12 protein-coding genes and 2 pseudogenes are annotated in these 22,679 nt (G+C 40.5%); 9 read left to right on the forward strand and 5 right to left on the reverse strand.

The features are described 5' to 3' along the window. Positions 1 to 18 precede the first annotated feature (18 nt). The 5 genes from AC0L6H_RS04770 (at position 19) to AC0L6H_RS04790 (ending at position 15,215) form a co-directional block, all read left to right on the forward strand. A complete protein-coding gene (locus tag AC0L6H_RS04770) occupies positions 19 to 1,800 on the forward strand; it encodes a hypothetical protein (protein WP_473392917.1) in 1,782 nt (593 codons plus the stop codon). Next, positions 1,801 to 4,269, forward strand: a complete 2,469-nt coding sequence (locus AC0L6H_RS04775) for a DEAD/DEAH box helicase (RefSeq protein WP_473392918.1) — start codon at positions 1,801 to 1,803, stop codon at positions 4,267 to 4,269. It begins immediately after the preceding gene. Then, entirely contained in the window at positions 4,176 to 8,144 is a 3,969-nt protein-coding gene (locus AC0L6H_RS04780) for a DUF1998 domain-containing protein (RefSeq protein ID WP_473392919.1), read from the forward strand. Before AC0L6H_RS04775 ends, AC0L6H_RS04780 begins: the two co-directional genes overlap by 94 nt. Continuing rightward, on the forward strand, positions 8,141 to 10,246 hold the full coding sequence (locus AC0L6H_RS04785) for a UvrD-helicase domain-containing protein (RefSeq protein ID WP_473392921.1): 2,106 nt from the start codon (positions 8,141 to 8,143) through the stop codon (positions 10,244 to 10,246). Before AC0L6H_RS04780 ends, AC0L6H_RS04785 begins: the two co-directional genes overlap by 4 nt. 97 nt (positions 10,247 to 10,343) lie before the next feature. Next, positions 10,344 to 15,215: a sacsin N-terminal ATP-binding-like domain-containing protein gene (locus AC0L6H_RS04790; RefSeq protein WP_473392922.1), complete on the forward strand. Its 4,872-nt coding sequence runs from the start codon at positions 10,344 to 10,346 to the stop codon at positions 15,213 to 15,215. A gap of 59 nt (positions 15,216 to 15,274) precedes the next feature. Here AC0L6H_RS04790 and AC0L6H_RS04795 read toward each other — a convergent pair. The 5 genes and pseudogenes from AC0L6H_RS04795 to AC0L6H_RS04815 form a co-directional block, all read right to left on the reverse strand. Further along, a pseudogene (locus tag AC0L6H_RS04795) lies at positions 15,275 to 15,886 on the reverse strand (integrase core domain-containing protein); the annotation flags it as partial. Positions 15,887 to 15,982: 96 nt separating this feature from the next. Then, on the reverse strand, positions 15,983 to 16,720 hold the full coding sequence (istB, locus tag AC0L6H_RS04800; RefSeq protein WP_473392923.1) for an IS21-like element helper ATPase IstB: 738 nt from the start codon (positions 16,718 to 16,720) through the stop codon (positions 15,983 to 15,985). A 12-nt stretch (positions 16,721 to 16,732) separates the two neighbouring features. Further along, the gene (gene istA, locus AC0L6H_RS04805) at positions 16,733 to 18,277 is read right to left on the reverse strand and encodes an IS21 family transposase (protein ID WP_473392925.1); all 1,545 of its coding nucleotides are present in this window, start codon (positions 18,275 to 18,277) and stop codon (positions 16,733 to 16,735) included. Between the two features lie 201 nt (positions 18,278 to 18,478). Further along, positions 18,479 to 18,916 (reverse strand): annotated as a pseudogene (locus AC0L6H_RS04810) (helix-turn-helix domain-containing protein); the annotation flags it as partial. Between the two features lie 279 nt (positions 18,917 to 19,195). Further along, positions 19,196 to 19,396: a helix-turn-helix domain-containing protein gene (locus tag AC0L6H_RS04815; protein WP_473392926.1), complete on the reverse strand. Its 201-nt coding sequence runs from the start codon at positions 19,394 to 19,396 to the stop codon at positions 19,196 to 19,198. A gap of 127 nt (positions 19,397 to 19,523) precedes the next feature. On the opposite strand from AC0L6H_RS04815, the gene AC0L6H_RS04820 reads away from it, so the two are divergent. From AC0L6H_RS04820 to AC0L6H_RS04835, 4 genes are read left to right on the forward strand one after another with little or no spacing between them, the layout of a single operon-like run. Further along, positions 19,524 to 19,763 (forward strand): hypothetical protein, encoded by a 240-nt coding sequence (locus tag AC0L6H_RS04820; RefSeq protein ID WP_473392927.1) that lies wholly within the window; start codon positions 19,524 to 19,526, stop codon positions 19,761 to 19,763. Then, on the forward strand, positions 19,750 to 20,931 hold the full coding sequence (locus AC0L6H_RS04825; protein ID WP_473392929.1) for an Arm DNA-binding domain-containing protein: 1,182 nt from the start codon (positions 19,750 to 19,752) through the stop codon (positions 20,929 to 20,931). The genes AC0L6H_RS04820 and AC0L6H_RS04825 overlap by 14 nt, the downstream gene beginning before the upstream one ends. Beyond that, positions 20,924 to 21,847 carry a hypothetical protein gene (locus AC0L6H_RS04830; RefSeq protein ID WP_473392930.1) on the forward strand — a complete coding sequence of 308 codons (924 nt, stop codon included), beginning with the start codon at positions 20,924 to 20,926 and terminating at the stop codon, positions 21,845 to 21,847. Before AC0L6H_RS04825 ends, AC0L6H_RS04830 begins: the two co-directional genes overlap by 8 nt. A 22-nt stretch (positions 21,848 to 21,869) precedes the next feature. Beyond that, positions 21,870 to 22,427 (forward strand): DNA-binding protein, encoded by a 558-nt coding sequence (locus AC0L6H_RS04835; RefSeq protein ID WP_473392931.1) that lies wholly within the window; start codon positions 21,870 to 21,872, stop codon positions 22,425 to 22,427. Positions 22,428 to 22,679 lie beyond the last annotated feature (252 nt).

Raw genomic sequence — 22,679 nt, forward strand, 5'->3', positions numbered from 1 at the left:
ATTCATAATTACCCAGAATTGAAAGGTATCCAAACTAATTTATACAAATGTTTCTTACCACTAGCATGGAAATATTGCAATCATGCAGGTGTAATTGGTTTCCTTCATCCTGAGGGGGTTTACGATGATCCGAAAGGTGGTGAATTTAGAGGTCAAATTTATCCTCGCCTTAAAGGGCATTATCAATTCCAAAATCAATTTATTCTGTTCCCGATTGGTCATAGGGTTAAATTTAGTATAAATGTTTTTGGTGAAGTACAAGAAAAGGTTTCATTTACAAATATCGCTAATTTGTTTACACCAAATACTATTGACTTTTGTCTGTCTCATGATGGTTTAGGTTTAGTGCCGGGTATAAAAAATACTGAAAACAATTGGGATGTGACGGGACATTCAAGCAGAATGCTAACGGTTACTATTGATGCTCTTAAGATATTTTCGAAATTATATGATTCTGTAGGTACAAAACCCCTAAATGCAAGACTACCGTCACTGCATTCTCAAGAATTGTTATCTGTATTAGACAGGTTTGCTGAACAACCAAAGCGGCTAGTTGATATAAAGAATGATTACTTTTCTACCGTAATGTTCGATGAAACTTATGCTCAGCGTGAAAAAACTATAAAACGTAATACTTCATTTCCCAATTCAACTAAAAGCTGGGTTCTATCGGGCCCTCATTTCTTTGTTGGATCACCGTTCCATAAAACCCCAAATGCTATTTGCAATGAAAAAAGTCACTATAGTATGGTCAGCCTTGAAGATTTAGACGAAACGTACCTTCCTCGGACAAATTACATTCCTGGTGTAGAAGTTAAGGAATATATTCGACGAATACCGTCAGTACCTTGGATTGATAAGGATATGTTGGCGCCTCGCAAAGTAACGGACTATTATCGGATTTGTTACAGAGCAATGATTGGTTCCAGTTCTGAGAGAACACTATGCGGTGCTATTTATCCGCCTGGAGTGGCTCATACGAATGGTGTTAGGTCATATGTGTACAAAGATATTGAAGTGCTTGCAATAATGGCTGCTGCTCATTGCTCACTGCCTTTTGACTTCATGCTTAAAGCTTCAGGTGTAAGCAATCTGCATACTAAATTGGAAGATTATCCACTGGTAAACCCTAGAAATAATAAGCTTCGCTCTGAGCTAATGGTTAGGATTATGTCGCTAACTGCTCTAACTAAAGATTATTCTGATTTTTGGCATACGTTATGGAAAGAGGACTTTGAAAAATGCTTCTGGACTAAAAAGTTGGTTGTAGAAACTAGCTTCGATTTTAAAAACTTGAGCAGCGTTTGGAACGCTACTTCAGCTGTTAGATTAGCTTGCGAACGTCGTCAAGCGCTTTTAGAAATTGATGTTCTGATTTCAATCGAACTTGGGTTATCGCTTAAAGAGCTGCTGACTATTTATCGTGTCCAATTTCCTGTATTGCAACAGTATGAGAATGAAACATATTACGATCAAAATGGACGAATTGTTTTTACTCCATCTAAAGGACTCGTTGATATAGGCTTTCCAAGGAGTGTTGGTAAAAACGAAGATTCCGTAATTATTGAATACCCCGATGGCGCCACAGAATCTAAACCACTTGGTTGGAACGAAGCGAAAGACTTCCCAGATGGCACCAAAATTTTACGCACCGTTATCGATGATACAAAGCCGGGTGGACCAGTAGAAAAGGTCATCACTTATACAAGCCCATGGTATCTTCCTAATCGAGAAGAAGATTATCGCGTTGCATGGGAAATGTTTTCTGAGCGTTTTGCATTCCAAGAAAAGGACTTTTAGATGTATCCCAGTTTAATTGCGAACGATATAGAGAGTGCACTTAAAGAGTTTATCGTTACGGGTTATGAAACCGAAACACCGCACTTTAAAGATAAATTCTCTGCTTTAATGCATAGTGATGCAGATGGAGAGGCATTCTTTAAGGGACCATACGTAAGCATTGGTTTGCCATTTCTAAAAAATAATTCAGCAAGTCACAATTATTTTGAGAAATTTGAAACTGAACATAGCCCTTTTGCTCATCAAGAGAGAGCATGGCAGCGATTAAGCAGCGAGACTCCACTTCCAACCGTTGTAGCAACTGGCACTGGTTCAGGTAAAACAGAGTGTTTCTTGTACCCATTATTGAGTCATTGCCTATCGCAAAAAGACGCGGGCGTAAAAGCGATAATTATTTACCCAATGAATGCACTTGCTTCCGACCAAGCAGCACGTTTTGCCGAAGTAATATACAAAACGCCTGAACTAAGGGGCAAAATCAGTGTTGGTCTGTTTGTTGGCGGCTCCGAAGCCAGTCAGCAAAAAACGATGGGTGAAAAACAGGTTATTACCTGCAAAGCGACATTACGTAAAAACCCTCCTGATATTTTACTTACTAACTACAAAATGCTCGATTACTTATTGATGCGCCCAAAAGACCAAGCACTTTGGCGTTTGAATAAACCAGAAAGCTTACGGTATTTAGTGGTTGATGAGTTACATACTTTTGATGGTGCGCAAGGCTCTGACCTTGCGATGCTAATTAGGCGTTTAAAAGCACATTTATCCACGCCAAATAATTATTTAGTGCCTGTAGGTACCTCGGCAACTATTGGTTCTGACGAAGAAGCACCCAGTTTAATTGAGTTTATATCTAAAATATTTGATGCCAAATTTGACGAGGCAGCAATTATTGGAGAAGCACGTCAAAGCGCAGATGTGTTTAAGGATGAGGTTAAGTACTTCAGTTTGTCATACGACTTTGACACTGCATACTTATCGCCATCTAATTTTAAAACAGAAGATGAGTACTTAACACATCAAGCATGGTTGTTTTTTGGAAAGGCTGATGAAGATGGTTTCGATCTTGAACCTAGCAATATGGGGTCTCGTCAAAAACTGGGGACATTGCTAAAGCAACACGCGTTGTTTCATCGCTTACTTGCACAGTGCAGCACAATTGCACCTTTAAATCTGCTGATACCCGAGAGTCGGCAGTTACCGCCAAATCTTAGGCCTTTTTCACAGCAAATATTATTATCATTATTGGCACTGGTCGCCTTCGCTCGGGGCAGCGATTATAGTAATCAGCCGTTCGTATCTTTAAGGCTGCAATTTTGGGCTCGTGAGCTAAAGCGTATTGTAGCCTCAGTTAACCCTGACCCTGAACATGTTCATTTGTTTTTCTCTGACGATCTAAAGCAAGATGAAGACCGCATGGTACTCCCAGTTGTCCAATGCGCCGAGTGCCATGCTACATCATGGCTGGCAGCAGAAAAAACAGGTGACAGCCGAATTGAGACCGACCTTCGCACCTTGTATAAACACTTTTTTAATAACGATATACAATCGAAAGTGATCATGCCATTAACTACGGGTGACAATGGCCCCGGTGATTATGGGCACGAAAAACACTTGTGTGCTGGCTGCGGGCATTTGACCTTAGCTCACTCTGAAAATTGTACTCGCTGTGGCGAAGACGCAATGGTTAAAGTATTTGAAGCAGGGCAGGTGCGGACAGTTCGCGAGCGGGGCGTTAATACCAATAAAAAAGAACGTTCCTGCCCAGTTTGCCAAGCAAGTAATTCACTCGTTCTATTTGGTTCGCAGGCTGCAAGTTTAACTTCAGTCGCGGTAAATCAAGTATTCTCAAATCGCCTGAATCATGACAAAAAGCTAATTGTGTTTTCAGACTCAGTGCAAGACGCTGCTCACAGAGCTGGTTTTTACAGCGCCCGCACATGGGACATGAACTTGCGCATGGCTATGGCACAGTATTTAAACCAACATGACAAAGTTCCTTATATTGAATTTTTAGAACATTGGTTTGACGATTTCGTACTTACCGATACCAACCCTAATGGTTGGGACGACGAAACCTTTATCAGCCAATTTATTGCACCTAATCTGGAGTCTGAAGACACCTTTATCCGAATGAAAAAGGGTTACAAACCAGAGCTGTCAAAACTACTTAGTTTTGTTAAACAACGTTTGAGTTGGGAAGCATTACAAGAGGTTGGTATTAGGGCGCAAATTGGACGTTCTCTGGATCGAACCGGCACCGCCACGATCACCTGGGCTCCCGAATTAGTGGCAACAGCAGCAACAAAGTTTAAAGAAAAAGTGCGTGATGAACTCGGTCGCTCATTAACAGACCGCCAGGCAAAGCATATGCTTTGGGGTTTAGTGCTCCAGTTAAAGAGGCGTGGTGCAATTTTTCACAGAGACTTGGCTGGGTATGTAAACCAGGGGGAGATTACTTCATCCTGACGAAAATTCCATTTTTACCTAAGTTTGGTAAACGCTCTACTTTACCTCGCTTTCCTGCGACAGACACCATGAAAGGCTTTGAAGCAGTTTTTCCTAAAACGGGAGTGTCGTGGTATGTCCAATGGCTAAAAGCAAACTCCGATAGTGACGAACTTGTTGACCGTTCGTTCTATGTCGAACTTTTCAAGCTCGCGATGTTGAGTTTAACCAATTTAGAGCTAGTTAAAACAGTTATTGTGGGTAGCAAGGATGTGCAAGTATGGGGACTCAACCCCGAGAGGCTGCAAATAACCACCACTCTTGTGCGAATGGAGCTTATTCAGGAGCAAGAGGGAGAACAATATCCTGCAGGTATGGCTTATTTACCTGCTGATTGGCAAGAGGCAATAACTGGGCTTCCTTCGCTTGTTATTGCACACTTGGCGTCAGGTCGAAAGCTAAATTGGCAAAAAGGACAAGCGGCAGCGCCTAATTTTTACCGTGATTTTTATTTACAAGGTGAGCCAAGGCGGGTAATTGGCCATGAACATACAGGCTTACTAGACCGTGAATTGCGAGAAAATGTTGAAAATCGTTTTAAAGCAAAACCCAAAGATAGTAAACCGTGGTATGAGAACTTACTATCTGCTACACCAACGCTTGAAATGGGGATTGACATAGGTGACCTATCAGCGGTTTTCTTGGCCTCTGTTCCACCTAATCAAGCAAGTTATCTTCAGCGTATTGGACGTGCTGGCCGTCAGACCGGAAACGCTACCGTTTTGACGCTAGCCAACGGTCAGCCTCATGACTTGTATTTTTACGCTAATCCAATGCAAATGATGGCCGGCGCGGTAGAGCCCCCAGCTATCTTTTTAGAAGCAACCATGGTGCTGAGAAGACAACTATTGGCGTTTTGCTTCGATGATTGGGGAAGAGTAAAGGAAGGTAAGCAAGTTATTCCGTCCTCTATGCAGCCCGTTGTAAATGCAGTTAAAGAATCTAAGCTCGAACAATTTCCCTTTACTTTAATCAGTTTCATTAAAACTAATCGTGACCGCTTGTGGGACGATTTCTCTCTGTTGTTGCCCAATACCTTAACTGATGAAGGATTGGCGCGTCTAAAACAGCTCTTGGTAAATCCACAAGATGAAGAGCAACAAGTAGAGTGGATTTTAATTAATCGGCTAAAAGAAATTGTTGATGAAGTGTCGAGACTGGATCAGCAAAGAAAAGTATTAGACACGGCGCTAAAGAATGCTGAGAAAAAGCCAGATGATGAGGCTAAAGAAAAAGAAGTAAGAGAGCTCAATGAGGAGCTAAGCGGCGTTAGCCGATTAAAGCGCAGCATTTTACAACGAGAAACTCTTAACTTTTTAACTGATGAAGGATTGCTACCGAACTACGCATTTCCGGAGGAGGGAACAACACTAAAATCGGTAATATTTAGACGTTCATCAGATCCAACTGGTGCTCAGCCGTTTGAATCAGACACCTATGAATACTCCCGCCCAGCGCATTCAGCTATTAGTGAACTGGCGCCTAATAGTGTCTTTTACGCATCTAATTACAAGGTGTCGATATCACGTGTTGAAACAGCTAGAGGTAAAGCAATTGAATCAATACGTATTTGCCCTAACTGTAGCTACAGTGAAAAGTCGACTGGGGCGCTTGAAACCGCAACATGTCCTCGATGCGGGACACCTAGCTGGGCCGGGATACAGCAGAAATTTCCAGTACTTCGCTTAACTCAGGTTTACGCAAACACCTCCATCAAAGATGCGACTTTAGGTGATGACAAAGACACTAGAGAGCCCATCTTTTTTAATAAACAGATGTTGGTAGATATTCCGCCAGAAGAAGTTGAACTCGCTTATGCTTATGAAGATGAATCCAAGCCATTTGGTTTCGAGTTTATAAGACGAGCAAAGTTTATTGAAATTAATTTTGGTGAAAGCAGCGGTAACGACGATAGATTGTTCTGCATTGCTGGCAGAGAACTAGAAAGGCCTGGCTTTAGGATTTGTAAGGACTGCGGAACGGTGCAACCTAAAAAAGGCAAAGCAGAGCACAGACCTTATTGCAAATATGCGAAAGCCGAGGGCGAAGAGGGTATTGAACAATGCCTGTATTTATATCGCGAATATACTTCCGAGGCGATACGGATATTGATGCCTAATATGTCTATAGGGAATGATGAAGAGCAAACTAACTCGTTTGTTGCCGCTGTGCAGTTGGGTCTCAAAAAGAGGTTTGGCGGTAAAGTCGATCACCTTCAAATTATGGTGTCTGATCATCCGGTACCGAATTCAGAGCACCGAGATAAATATTTAGTTATTTATGACAGTGTGCCTGGCGGTACCGGCTATCTTCACGAGCTTTTGGCTGATCCAATTAATTTGATTGAAACCTTCAAGGCTGCGCAAACTGTAATGGCAAAATGCGGTTGTCAGAATGCTATACCAGAAGTTGATGGCTGTTATAGCTGCTTATATGCATATCGTAACTCGTATGGAATGGAAAGTACTTCGCGAATTGTTGCTCTCAATATGCTTAACGAGCTTTTGGAAGGAGACACCAAGCTTAAGCCTATAGACAATTTAGGCAAGGTGAAAAAGGTGATATGGGAAGATAGCCAATTAGAGCTTAAATTCCCTGAAGCGCTGAAAGCACTTAATGGAAAAGATATTGTTGGCGGTGATAGAGTATCGGTAAAACTCGACCTCATTAAAGGCAAAAAGGCTTATCATTTAATCATAGGGGAACAGCAGTATCGAATAGAAATGCATGTTCAACTTAACAAAAGTGACGGTGTTAAATATGCATGTGAGCCTGACTACATTATTTATCCTGTAAAAACGTCATACTCATTTAAACCAATAGCAGTATTTTTAGATGGTTATGAATATCACTTTGATAAAGTGCATGACGATTTATTAAAGCGACAGAGTTTGTTGTTATCCGGCAAGTATTTGGTTTGGTCATTGAGTTGGTATGATTTGGATAATCAGTTTGCTGGTATGGAGGCTAAACTACCAAGTGCTTTTAATGGAAAAAGAAATCAAGCTGTTTGGTCAGCAGTTCAAAAGCAAGCTCAGGGACTTAGTGATTTCTCATTAAATGATATTAAAGCTAATAATTTCAGCTTTCTAGCTAAGTTGCTTGCTCACTCTAATCAAGGTGAAGCTCAAAAACTTTCGTCTTTACAAATTCTATCGATGCTAGATCCTAAAAATAGAAATCAGCAAGCGGTTGATGAGTGGGAAGAATCGATTGTTATCATGCCAGAGGGTTTTAAAACCCATATATCGGATTTAGAGCTTACCTTGTCGCAAGTAATTTCTTGGAATGAAGGTGAAACCCTTTTTGACTTGAGAGTAGCGATAGAGGATGACTTTTTACGAAAGTGTGAAGCTATTAATTGCGTTCTGTCTGTGCAAGTTGCATTAGTAAATAAAGCGAGTGAAATTACCAAACAACGCTGGTTGATACTATGGCAACTTATGAACTGGGTACAGTTTATTCCTAATTTGTTCGCAGGAGAAGTAGAGCCAACTCAAGAGGGGACTTTTGCCCAATTATCTTGGGACAGTGAGTCAGAGTACGTCGATGAACAATGGCAATTCGCTATTCAAGATGCAATATCTGAGACACGTCCCTTATTGGCGGAACTTGCTAAGTTAAAGGTTGCCATCCCACTTCAGAGTTACGAGCTAACAAGCGCAAAGGGTGCCGTTATAGCCGAAGCAGAACTCTGCTGGCCCGATAATAATTTGGTTGTTTTGCTCTCTGAGCAGGCCGATGATGAGGAAGTGTTTATAACAAATGGTTTTACAACCTTAATTTTGGAAGATGAATTTGAAGAAGTGCTAGGAGCACTTAAGGATAAATTATGAGTGCTGAAGTAAAAGTCGCATTTTCGGATTGGTATTTTAATGCTTTAAATAAGCAACAGCCGAATATTCAGGCAAAGGTAAATCAAATGGTTATGAAACTCATGTCTAACCCAGACTTACCTGGCTTAAATCTTGAAAAGCTAAAAGTTACTAAAGACGATAGTTTTCGGTCATTGCGCGTTGATCAGGCTTACCGTGTTATTTTATCCGCTCAAGGTAACATCCTTCTTTTACTATGGGTTGATCATCATGACGACGCTTACAAGTGGGCAGAGAAACATAAATGCACCATTAATGCAGAAAGCGGCTCTATTCAATTATATCAAACGGAGCTTAATGTAGAGCAAAAGACCGAAACAGAAGTAGGTGACGATGACTATATGCCACTATTGTTTGGTGAGCTTAAAGATAAGCAGTTAATGAAGTTGGGAGTTCCCGAAGACCATCTTGAAGCTGTGCGTGGGATAAAAACAGAAGAGCAACTTGATAAGCTTCAAGGCTACTTGCCAGACGAGGCATATGAAGGCTTGTTTTTCTTTATTGCTGGGCAGTCCTATGAAGATATTCTCAACGATCGTCAGATAAATAAAGAAGCTGAGTTTAATACCACTGATTTCGCTGCAGCACTGGAACGACTACAAACGCTATCAAAATTTTCTGTGGTGTCGGGTGAAACTGAACTCGAAGAGATATTAAGTGCGTCTTTAGAGAAGTGGCGCGTGTTTTTGCATCCATCACAAAGACGACTTGCCACAGGAGTAAAAAATGGACCGGTGAGGGTTTTAGGAGGTGCAGGAACGGGAAAAACAGTAGTTGCTATGCACAGAGCAAAATGGCTCGCTAAAAATTGTCTAAAGCCCGACCACAAAATACTTTTTACAACATTCACTAAAAACCTCGCCCAAGATATTAACGATAACTTGAAAACGCTCTGTGGAGAGGCGCTCCTAAAAAATATTGAAGTTGTTAACCTCGATCAGTGGGTAAGATATTTTTTACGGAAACAAAATTATGATTTTGAAGTGGTTTACGACCAAGACACTTTGAACAAACTTTGGAAGCAAGCTTACGCTGATATGCCCTCATCGCTTGAATTTAGCCTAGATTTTTTTAAAGAAGAATGGGAACAGGTAATTCAACCACAGGGAGTAATAGATTGTGACGAGTACAAAAGGGCAAAAAGAATAGGTAGGGGTACCAGATTAAATAGACGGCAGCGCGTTGAAATATGGGCTGTCTTTGACAGTTATAGACGACTACTTAATCAAAACGGATATAAGGAAGTGTCAGATGCGTATAGAGATGCTGCTGATTTTATTCGTTCCAACAATATTAGCTTACCTTATAAAAGTATTATCGTGGATGAAGCCCAAGATATGGGGAGTCAAGCATTTAAACTGTTAAGAGCGATGGTACCTGAGGGGCAGAACGATATGTTCATCGTAGGCGATGCGCATCAACGGATTTATAGTCAAAATAAAGTGGTATTGGGGCAAGTTGGAATAAATATTATTGGTCGTTCGGCCAAGCTAAAGATTAATTACCGAACCACAGATGAAATACGTAAGTGGGCCACAAGTTTGCTTGAAGGATATCCAATTGATGATTTAGATGGCGGTGAAGATGACAATAAGCTTTATAAATCGTTAACTCACGGTAGCTATCCAGAAGTAGTTGAACTGAAAAATGAGCATGAACAAAACGAATACCTCTATCAGGTTATTAGGAACTCCGATTTGCCACTAAGTCATATTTGTATTGTGGCAAGAACCAATCGCGAAGTGTCTAACATTGCATCCGCCTTAACAGAGAAAGGGATCAACACCCACATTATCAAAACCAGTGCAAATGGCGTTTCAGACTCTGCTGTGAGACTAGCAACGGTTCATCGGGTAAAGGGACTAGAATTTGACCATGTCATTTTTGCCTCGTTTAATGATGATTTGATTCCGTTGAGCTATGCCTTGATGAATACAGCCGATGAAGTGTCACGCGAAGCTCATGAGCTTTTAGAACGTTCATTGGTTTATGTAGCATTGACCAGAGCAAAAAAATTGTCACAGGTTCTTTGGTATGGGGTTAAGAGTCGATTTATTCAGTGAAATTAGCGCCAATTCGTCAAGATTGCTTGTAGAAGACACCGTATAAATAAAAAGGGCCTTGATACAAGGATGTGTAAAGTTTAACTGAGGGTAGGGTATGAGTAGCCAAAAGGCGTTTATAGAGAGTGTTCGAAAAGAAGATTTTGGAATTGATGAGAATGGCAAACCAACTGGGCTAACACCTCATATGTTGTCGTCCTTTGAAGGGATGTTAGGTCTTGTTTCCAAAGAGCTCTACAGCGATAGTTTGCATTTTGTGTTTGAGCTAATCCAGAATGCGCAGGACAACACTTATGTGGATGGCGTGCTACCCTATCTCAAGTTTATTCTTCTCGACCATGATCCCACAAAAAGTCAAAACTCAGAAGGTTGTCTCTGTGTTATAAACAATGAAAAGGGCTTCAAAGAGTCTGATATTAAAAGCATCTGCTCCGCTACAAGGTCTACAAAAGCCTTTAAAAAAGCAGATGGTTTTATTGGCGAAAAAGGTATTGGTTTTAAGTCGGTATTTAAGGTCTCTTCTTTTCCTCACATCTTTTCGAATGGATTTCAGTTCAGACTTCTTGGTGATGACAAAATAACTGGACTGAGTTATATAATCCCCTACTGGGTTGATGACATCCCGGATATTGTTAAAGAAAACAAAAATAAAACCTGCATTTTATTGCCATTAATTAAAGATAAATACAGCGAAATCAGGACCTCTTTCCTCAAGTATAAATCAGAGGTCACCCTATTTCTGGATAAGATCCAATCAGTTGAAATAACGATACCTGCTGATAATTACGAAGTTGTTTTTACAACAAGTCAGTCAGGAAATATTCTTCAACAAGTTACGACACTGAACGGTAATGTCTCGAATGAGCAAAAGTTTTATTTGGCAAATAAAATTGTGCCTGTGCCAAAAAAGTTGAATGAGGAAAAGCGTCTCGGAGTAACAGAAAGAACAATCACTGTTGCGTTGCCACTCGACAAGTATGAATCCCACAACGTATTTAGTTATTTACCTACAGAGATGCATAGTGGACTTCCCCTTGTAATCAATGCCGATTTTATTCTTGCCGCCTCAAGAGAATCGATAATTAAAAATTCATGGAATGCTTGGCTATTTAAAGAAATTGCTCAGCTTGTAGTTTCGCAAATTGCATATTTAGCAAAAAGTGGATTAACAAATACTAATATCTATAGTTTTGTTCCGTTGAGAGCTGATGCTAAGAAAGCTGGGGGAGTTTTCCTATCCTTAGTAGATGACGTTATTGAGCAGTTAAAAACGAAAGAGTTTGTTAAAGATTGTTCTGATAACCTGCGCGTTCCTAGTGCAATTAGGATAGTTAAGAAAGAGTTTAGAGAGTTATTCTCTGATGCGTCACATGCAGTCAATTGGTTGCATACTGAACCGGCATTGCACGTAAATAGGTTAAAGCAGGTTGGTCTCAAAAATATTACGCCCACTGAACAAAAATCTTATTATCAGCAAAGTGATTTTATAGAAAAGCAAGATGACGTCTGGTTCATAAAATATATTTTGTATCTAACCCAGTTGAATCAATCCTATGCTAAAGACTTCCCATGTATTCCGCTAGAGGGTGGGGGCCTAGAATGTTTAAGCTCAAGGTCAACGTATAAACCATTGGAAACCGGCAAAGCACTCGTACCTGATGGGATCTTCTTTCCGAAGGTTAAAAGTTTACGGCAATCTTTGTTTGATAGGGTTCGCTCAACAGGTGATTCAGCGCAAATAATAGCACGGTTATCGTTACAAGCATTTTCGTATAGTCACTACGTTTTTGAGCAGATATCACCAAACCTCGATGAAAAGGCAGCCAAGGCTTCGTTGCAGGAAAAACAAAATCTAATAGATACTATTTTTCACTGGTGGGATATCCTCGAGGTTGATGAAGATGATGACTATGAGGGAATTGGAATTCCCGTTTTATTATCTGATGGGCGATTAACGCTTTCCGATAATCTAGAATATCCAATCGTTTTGCCAGAAAAGTCAAAATCTGAGTGGACTTATCTGTTTTCATCAGACTTTGAAAAGTCAAAATTCAGTATTCTTAGCGACTATTATTTGGAAGGAAAGTTCGAAAATATTGAAGACTACTACAATAAAATTGGTGTTGAAAAGTTTCCATCGCCTATACTTTCTGAGCAACGGTCAATAAGTCAATTGGGTGGCAGTTATACTGATTATGACAAATTTTTGAATACAAAGTTTTTCCAAAACTCATCTAATTACCATAGCACCAGCATCAAAACTGCAAAGATAAAACTAATGCCATCTTTGTTTTGGATATTCAAAGAATTAAATAATTCGGAATATCAAATTTTGCTTAAATATTTCGAATTACAGCTAGTTACTACCGGAAAAACGACTAGAAGAGATTTACTCACTGAAGCTTATTATTACTATCGAAGCCACAAATTTGAATGGTTTGAGTCAACGTTTAGTTTCTTCTTGAAGCGCACTGCATGGGTAAAAACAAATGAAGGTTATAATTTACCTTCCCAATGTTTTGTTGATGATCCAAATCTGCGGCAAATATTTGGTAATAATTTACCATATTTAAGTGTTCAGATGCCTGAAAATTTAATGACGTATTTGGAAGTGAAGCGAGACGCTGAGACTAAGACGATAATTGAATATCTAAAAAGGTTGAACAGATCTGCATCGGTAAAAGTAAAAACGATAGTTGCTATTTATACAGCGTTATCAAATCGCAAAGACATAAATGCAGATGACTTTTCAGATAATGCTTTAATTTACATACCACCGAATAAAAGAAAGGAAGCACAGTGGTGCACCAGCGCACAAGTAATTTGGGATGACGTATCAAAATATATTGACGATTCTGTCTTCGATTCGCTTCAGTCATGCTATCCGGAAGAGTTAAAGAGTTTCTTTGTAAAAAAACTGAATATCAAAGAAAGCATGGATGCTAGTAATTACGCTGACCTCTGGATAAATTTACAAAACAAAAACCAGCTAAACGATAGAGAGTGGAATCTGTACAACAAGGCCTTTGTAATAATTGCTTCAGTTATTAAGAAGAAAGAAAGCCCTGAATGGTTAAAGCAGTTCAAGAAACAGGCGAAACTTTATTCTAACAAAGGTACTTGGGTGTCTGCTGATGACGAACCACAGGCATTTTTTCCAGACGAAACAAAGCTTAGAACCGCATTTTCAACTAAAATTACTTTCGTAAAAAAACTAGAAGACCATTCATATGAATGGATGTTGCCACTTGTTAAATTTTTAGATTTTGAGTGTTTTAGTGATGTTGTTGAAGAAGAATTGATTTCCGACATTGTTACAAGTCTCGAGCCAACAAACAAAATTCTGACAGATTATAGCTGTAAATTAATTATCCGTTTATTGGCAAATAAGATTGCCCAAGGACGGGAACTTGTAGAGCGTCTGCAAGCAGATAGTCATATAGAATCACTTTTAAATTTTAGGGAGGCGCGAGTAAGAGAAATAAAAGTTAGGCTTTTCATACCCCACACAACAATTTCCCATTTAACTTCTGCGCATACTGTCTTTTTAGACTTCAAACAAAAAGTTCTTTTTCTAAAAAATGACGCTGAACCTGATGAACTAAGGGATGATTTTGAGCGACTATTTATTGCGCAGGTTCTGCGGGATTATACCTCTAAATTGGAAAGAGATACTTTGGAAGACTCGATTTCAAAAATGTTAGGAATAGTCAGCAAAGAGAGATTTGACAAACAAATGAAAAGAAAACCTGATTGGCATACCCCTCGAGCGGTTGCAAATCACATAGATAAAATTATTAAAGGGAGGGCTATTCACGAGCTCGATATTCCTGTTCAGCAGGAAGTACAGCAAACAAAAGCAAGCGAGGCACTGCAAAATGAGACTGATGAGGAATCGAACCAAGTAAGTTCGCAAACCACAGCTAATAACAAGCCTAGAAGTTTCACTCAAAATACTTCCAGCATTTCAGAGGGCCATATAAAAACCTCTCAAGAACGTTCTACCAGCAATAAATCGCGGCGTTCGCCTTTTATCGATACGAGCAACTCGGAAACTGATAGCAATAATGATTTTTCTAAAAGTTCCTCGAGTAATCATTTTTCAGCTAATGATGAGAGTGGCTACACAAAGCCGCTAAGGTTAACAAAATCAAGATCTGCGAGCATATCAAACCGAATCAATCATGCTAGAAGAAATAAGTTGCGGTCTTATGTTATTTCCAATGAAAAAGACTTAAATTCGAATGAAGAAAACAACGAATCTAAAGAACAGCAACAATATCGAAAAGAGTTAGGGAACAAAGCTGAATTATGTGTCTTAGACGATTTGAGGGCTAAAGGCTATATTTCTCAAAGAATGCCAGAAAATAACCCCGGTTATGATTTAGTTGCTACAAATCCAAATTCAGGCGAGTCTTTTTATGTTGAAGTAAAGGGAGATTCTTTACGGTGGTCTGATAAAGGTGTTGGAATCTCAAAGCGTCAATATGACGAGGCGGTTGAAAAAGGGTCATCTTATTACTTAGCCATTGTTGATAATTTATTAGAGACTCCTAGCTCGCCAACTTATATTAAAAATCCAATAAGCTATATCACAGAATACCGATTTGATTCAGGTTGGTCAGATTTATCATCTAATTTGGATCTCGTACTTGTAGAAGAAGTAACTGTTTCGATATTAGAGCAATTACAGGACCAAACAGAAGATACCGTCTGTAAAGAAATTCTCAAGCACTGCGACATTATGTCTTACCCTTTTCCAGAAATAGGAGCTGAGTTACAGGATGACTCAGGCAGAGTGATTTTGGAAGATATTGAATTATTATGGGAGGTTGAGCGCATTGCTATTTTCATAGAGGAAAGCAGCAAATTAGATGCGATGAGGCAGTACCAAGATTGGACGGTATCGATTGCATCCGATTATACAGACGTGACGATTATGTTGAAGCAAAAATTCGGCGATCCCTAAAATGTACTAGCTCAGACTTGATCTGACACTTACCCGTTTTTCAATTGGTGTCCGTCAGATTAGATTTGAGCTAAATTCTTTTCAACCCAAATCGATTTCCCATCAAGTAAAGTTTCCATTGGCGTTCTGCCGCAGCAAATTTTGCCCTGATGAGTTCGCTCATTGTTGTAGAAATCGATCCAGTCGTCCAGATCTTTTTGCAATTCCTCCATCGTTGAGTAAAGTTTTTTGCGGAACGTGACCTGATAAAATTCTTGCAGTATCGTTTTATGGAAGCGTTCGCATATGCCGTTAGTTTGTGGCGACATTGCTTTTGTTTTCGTGTGGTCGATGTCGTTTATCGCCAAGTACAACTGATAGTCATGTTGCTCAACTTTGCCACAGTATTCCGTGCCGCGATCAGTGAGTATGCGCAGCATAGGAAGCTCTTGGTGCTCGAAGAGCGGCAGAACTTTATCATTTAGCATATCAGCTGCTGTAATTGGCGTTTTCGTTGTGTAGAGCTTAGCAAAGGCCACTTTGCTATAAGTATCAACGAAGGTCTGCTGATAGATGCGACCAACGCCTTTCATATTGCCGACATAAAACGTATCTTGTGAGCCTAGATAGCCAGGGTGTTCAGTTTGAATCTCCCCACACGCCTCGTCATCATGCTTTTTCTTCTCAAGTGCATATTCTGGCGATGATGAACACCCATTCTGGTCTGAACGTGAACACCTAAACGTCCCCGCATTGGGCTAGTAGTGTTTGTACCCTAAGTGTTCACGTTAAGTCAACTCAGAGCGTATTTTTCGCATAGATTCTCCTTTTAAATTGATACGATGTGCGTTGTGCATGAGCCGATCTAATATTGCATCGGCTAGCGTATTGTCGCCGATGGATTCATACCACTGGTCGGTCGGCAACTGACTAATGATGACGGTGGATGTACTGCCGTTTCTATCGTCCATGATTTCCATTAAGTCGTTTCTTTGTGCTGGTTTTAGCGGCTCTAAGCCCCAATCATCTAAAATAAGCATGTCGATTTTAGCGAGTTGATTTAGCATTTTTGTGTAAGTTCCATCTGCTTTGGCTTGCGTCAGTGCAATCATTAAGCGCGATATTCGATAGTATTTTGCACTTAAGCCTTTGGTGCAGGCAGTGTGCGCGGCAGCGCACGCTAAGTACGTTTTTCCGCTACCACACGGGCCAGTCAGTAATAGATTTTGGTGTTTTGTTATCCATTCACACGTCAGTAATGATGCCATTACAGGCTGCTTAAGCCCTCGTGGTTGGGTGTAATCAATGTCTTGTGCATTGGCATGTATTTTCAGCTTGGCAGCTTTGAGCAGTCGCTCCTGTTTACGTATTTCACGTTCGTGTTGTTCGCTGTCGGCCATCATGGCAATACGCTCTTCGAAGCTTAAGTTATCGTAGTTACCAGGCTGTTCACTTTGTAGCTGAAGCGCACTTGCCATGCCGTGGAGTTTTAATTGACGTAATTGGGTTAAGGTTTGATTCATCATGTGATTGTCCTATTAGTGGAAGCTTTGTGGGCCACGGATGTTTTCGTGAGCCTGCGGTAAGGCAGAGCTGATATCGCTGCTGTCTTGCGGCAACTTATCCTGATTGCTTTTTAAGATGTCTTTGATTTGTTTAAGTCGATATAGCTTGTGTTTATTAGCAATCGCGCAGGCTTTATCTAGACGACTATGGGGATACTTTTTCCCGAGATTGAGCATGCCTAAACACACTCTAAACGCTTGCTCATTATGCGATTTACGGTGGAATTGGCTTTCCACCCAGTTAAGGCTCTCAGGGCCAACGTTCTTTGCCCAATTGAGTAACTTGGCTTTGTCCCATTTATGGTAAACCGCATGCTCTTTGGGCATATGTGCAGGTGTTGTGCTCATGCCATAACGATATTGCCGCGCGTGGTTGGCAATTAAGTTGCCTTTGAAGTACAGCTCAATCATGTTGAATTTAGCGTGTAAATCAATTCGTTCACCCACCAAGTGATGCGGCACAGAGTACAAGTGGTCGTCATACTGCACGTGGTAATCAATATTGACCTTCACAGGCTTAATATCGGTGTACTCATAAGCAATTGTTGGTAACGGGCTTAAATTTGGTTTGTCGAGGGTATCAAACCAGTGTTTACGACTTCCTCTTAAGTGCTTGGATTCGCGATTATTGACGTCCTCTAACAACACTTTAATAGTTTGATTTAACTCAGAGAGTGAGAAGAACGTCATATGGCGTATTCGCGCTAATATCCAACGTTCAATGATTTGCACGCCGACTTCCGCTTTGGATTTATCTTTGGGTTTGTAAGGTCTGGCGGGGATAATAGCCACGCCATAATGCGCGGCCATTTGTTGGTAAGTCGGGTTCACATCAGGGTCGTAATTGCAGGCTTTGGTGACACCACTTTTCAAATTATCGGGGACTACTACTTGCGGCACGCCGCCCATAAACTCAAAGCAGCGTGCATGACTTTGCACCCAATCCGATAGCGTTTGTGTGTAAGTGGCTTCTGCATATGTGTAGTTTGAAGCGCCCATCACCGCGACGAATATCTGCGCGGTGCGCACTTCACCTGTGCTGTTGCTAACAATAGCAACCGTCTGCCCCGCATAATCCACAAACAGCTTTTCACCCGCAATATGGATCTGACGCATGGAGCGTCTTTGCTTCTTGAGCCAGATTTTTAAGTGGTGGCAATACTGCGCATACCCAAAGCTACGCGTTGGAAATTGCTCAGCGTATTCTTCCCACAGCAGATACTTGGTTGTGCCTGCCATACTTAGCTCTTTGCGGACGAAGAACCAGTCTGGCATTTCTCGCTTATTGGCTAAGGCTACATCTGCTTTAGGATAAAACAATTCAGCCAAACTTCGCTCGTCGAGGGCTTCAACAGCAGGCCAATCGAGGTTTAAAACCTTTGCCTTCTTTAATGTTTTAGATACCAAGCCGACGCTTATTCGCAGGCTCCTGTTTATCTGTCGTGTGCTGAGATTAGCTTGCAGCTTCAACCTCAATATATCTCTTAATTTACGCATTGATGATCTCTGTGCTGGCATAACCTGCTCCCTCAAGCAAAAGGAAATAGGTTAGCAGTTACAAAATCAATGCGGGAATGTCATTCTGTTTGAACGTGAACACCAATTCTGGCCTAAGGTCTAAAAGTGTTCACGTTCAGGCCAGAATCAGTGTTCACGATAAAACAGTATGGGTGTTCACGTTCGACCAGAATAGGTGTTCACGTTGCGCCAGAATATGCACTCAAGTGCAGCCACTTGTGAATCAGTCAAAATGATACCGTCATTAGCAACTTTATCTTCTAGCGCTTTAAGTCGTTTTTTGAAGTTTTCTAGGTTATGGCGCACCCAAATTGAGCGAACACCGCTACCAGAGACAAAGACACCTTTTTTACGAAGTTCATTGCTGGCTCTGTGTTGCCCGTATGCTGGGAAGTCGACCGCGTATTCAACAACTGCTTTTTCTGTTGCCTCATCGACGCGATTTTTTATATTAGGTGTTCTTCGAGTCTTGTTCATTAAAGAATCAATACCACCATCTTCAACTAGTTCTTGATATCGGTAAAATGTATCGCGTGAAACGCCCATTACTTTGCAAGCTTTAGAAACGTTTCCGAGTTCTTCAGCCAAATTAAGTAAACCTGCTTTGTGTTTTATGATTGGATTGTTAGTATGCAACATGAGAGTTACCTTGTAGTTTTGTTAATAAAGATTCGACACCTTTATCAAAACGGGTAACTCTCACTTTTTCAAGTGAAATGTCAGATTAAGTCGAGACTAATACACCTAAAATAGCATTACTGTACGAAAAACATTTTTATTTTTCTCAAATTTAGTCTGTTCTGTTCCACATAATCGTTACGAAACCAAAATGAATTGTTAGTAAATAGCTTTACAAATTTTTTATCGTTTCAGTTTAACTTGAACTATAAATGTAAAAAACCTGAGTATTAGTAGATGTTATTTATCCAATTCTAGCAATTCAGAAATATCGCAATCTAAATACAAACACAGCTTCTCAAGCACATCAAACTCCACACGTATCGCCGTCTCTTGGTAAAGCCTAGTGATTGTCCCACGGTTTATATTAGTATCTCTCGCCACGTCAGAAATCTTCAATTTTTTCTCGCCCATCAATCGTGACAAATTGCACTTTATCATCTAAAGAAGACCTTTTTTATCTATAGGAGAGCAAAAAGAGTTGCTAAAAGTTATTTAGCGGCGTATATTGTTCTCCAGCAGGTCAAAAAGACCTGTTGAAACTTAAATTTGTAATAGGAAGATTACCATGAGTCAAACTTATTTAACAACAGAAGAGTTATCCCAACTCATCAAATACGATTCACGCACCATCCGCGAAAGACTAAAAGATTCAGTGCTACTAGAAGGTGTTCATTACATAAGACCATTCGGCGGCCGTAAAATTTTGTATCTATGGGAGCCAATTCAAAAAGATATGAAGTCGCACTCGTCAAATGCATTCGCTATCCCAATGGCCAACGGAGGGATAAGCAATGGGGCATATTAGAACTCGCAAAGAAACCGGCAAACTGTTTTTTGATTTCAAATATCAAAATTTACGTTGCCGTGAACAAACCAATTTGCCCGATACCCCAGCGAACGTAAAAAAGTTAGAGAAAATGCTTGAGCGCATTGAGGCAGAAATACTGCTAAATCAGTTCGACTACAAGGCAACATTTCCATCAAGCAAGATGGTGTCGAAGCTTGAAGATATTCAACAAGCGAGAAGGGTACAACAAAACGGTACGCCATTGTTTAAGGATTTTACTGAGCAATGGTTCAACGAAATGAAAGGTAGTTGGCGCATCAGTTACATCGATTCAATTCGGCATATTCTTGATAAGCGACTAATCCCGGCTTTTGGTGAATTTGATGTTTCGCAAATTAAGAAAGTTGACCTAATGAACTTTCGGGCTGACTTATCGATACAGAAAAAGAAAAACGGCGACCCTCTATCTCCTACACATATTAACCGGCATATGAAAATTTTGCGGATGATATTAACTGAGGCTGCAGACCGTTATGAATTCTTGACGCCCTTCAGGAATATTAAGCCGCTAAAAGTCCCTAAGCCCGATATTGAGCCATTTACCTTTGAGGAAGTTAACCTCATCTTAAGCACTGTTCGCGCTGACTTTAAAGACTATTACACAGTACGGTTTTTTACTGGCATGCGTACGGGCGAGATCCATGGGCTTAAATGGCGTTTTGTTGATTTTGAAAAGCGGCAGATTCTCATTCGTGAATGTTATGTGAAAGGGCGGACTGAATACACTAAAACTGATGAGAGTCAGCGAGAAATTCATATGTCAGAACCGGTATTCAATGCCTTGAAGGCTCAGCATACATTGACGGGCAACGTGTCGGAATATGTTTTTATAAACTCAGGAGGGCTCCCGCTAAATTCCAGCAATATGAATAATAGGGTGTGGCTGCCATTATTAAGGCACTTGGGGCTTAGACGGCGGACTTCATATCAGACTAGACACACTGCGGCGACGCTTTGGCTGGCTAGCGGCGAGTCTCCCGAGTGGATCGCTCGGCAAATGGGTCATGCTAATACCGAAATGCTTTTCCGAGTCTATTCTAGATATGTGCCTAATCTTACTCGACAAGACGGTAGCGCATTTGATCGTTTAATAAGTGAAAAGCTCAAGGAGGTTAATAATGATTAATACTAATCAAATACATGCTAGCCAGCCCATGCTCCATATGGCAGATAATTACGGGCAATTTACAGGCATTTACTTTTTAAGCTCATTAGTCGTTAAATTTGATAGATACGGTCGCCCGTATGTAGGGATAAAATTGTCTGATTCGTTGTCATCTATACACGTGAATTGCTTCCTACCGCATGCCTTAACGATGCTCACTGAGCCAAACGTGCCTGTTAAAGTTAACGTGTCAATCACGAGGATGGATGACGTTGCCTATTACAAATGCGATTCTATCGATATTGTGAGCTTTGAAGAATTCGCAAATGAGGTTGGGATTTATGGCTTACCCTTATCTATTTTAAACATTCAAGGTATCCACAAACGATTCTACAACGTTATAGAGAACATACATTCGGCAGACCTGCTGAAGTTTATCTCTAAGTCCATATTGCAAGCACAAGTATGTGTTAACTATTGTTTATGTCCTGGCAGTTTAAATCATCATCATAATTATAGAGGAGGGCTGATTGAGCATAGCATTGAAATAGCCGAGTCTATTTTGAATGATCAATCACTTTCTGATTCAGAAAAACAAATAGGGCTTGTAGCGGCGCTTGTTCACGATATAGGTAAAACAAAAACGCTAACCCCAGACTTAAATAGAACCAGTTTGGGCTACTTTGTTGACCATGATTGCATGAGCCTAGAGATATGTGCATCGGCAATGGCTTGTTTGGAGCACCTTCGTGAGAATGATGCAGTGCAAATTAGACATGCACTGACTTGTAATGCGAGCGGCGCACCTTATGGCTATAAGGCAAAGACTCGCCTTGCGGTTGCTCTAAAGCTTTTCGACGGGATGAGCGCAAAGCAAAGCCATAACCAACTTTGTTACAAGGCATCAGTAGCACAACAAATTAACGCAACTAATTAAACAAATAGTGAAGGAGACTGATGTGGCAAGGCATCCAGAAGTAAAAGAAAGTGATATTATTAAAGCAGGTAAGGTGCTGGAGACGTCGGGTAAAATTCCAAACCCTGGTGCTATTCGAGCCCAACTAGGCTTCAAAGGTGGACTGCTTCGCATTAAAACAGTGTGGTCCAAGTTTATAGACGAGCGAGAACAGTCGTATCTTTCAGATAAACAAAAGCAATTGCAGTTAGAGGCTCTCCCTACAGAAATATCTGAAAATATGGGGGTTATTACAAATAGGCTGACAGAAAGCTTAGAACGCTTAACGGTTCAGGCTTATCAAATTGCACAAGAGATGTTTGAGAGACGTCTTAATACTAGCCAATCAGAGTATCAAGCTAAGGTTGATTACTTCGAGTCATACGAAAAAGAGATTGATTCGAACATTGCACAAAGTGAACTAGAGCTGCGCGAGTGTTCTGCAGAAGCTAAAAATTTAGCCGACCAAAATGCTAAATTGATAGTTGAGAATGCGAATCTAAAAGGTCAACTTCAAGCGCTTCAAAGTCATATTGACAAGCTTGAGATAAGAAGCGCATAGTCAATTTGGGCGCGGCTAGGTCTAGATTGTTTCGACGGTTTTTAATTGTAAAAAGTTCTGATATAGGTAGGTTTATTTATAGGAATATCAGGGCTTCTGTATAGCCTAGTTTTTAAATAATTTCATCACATTAGAGGTATGCATATGACTAGTATGGAAAGGTCCATGAGAGCAAAAGCGAAGGCTTACAAAAAGCATGGGATGCTAGAAAAGATGGCCAAAAATGCTGAAATAATCCGAAAAGAGATAATA

The sequence above is a fragment of the Glaciecola sp. G7-5 genome, from assembly GCF_055808975.1.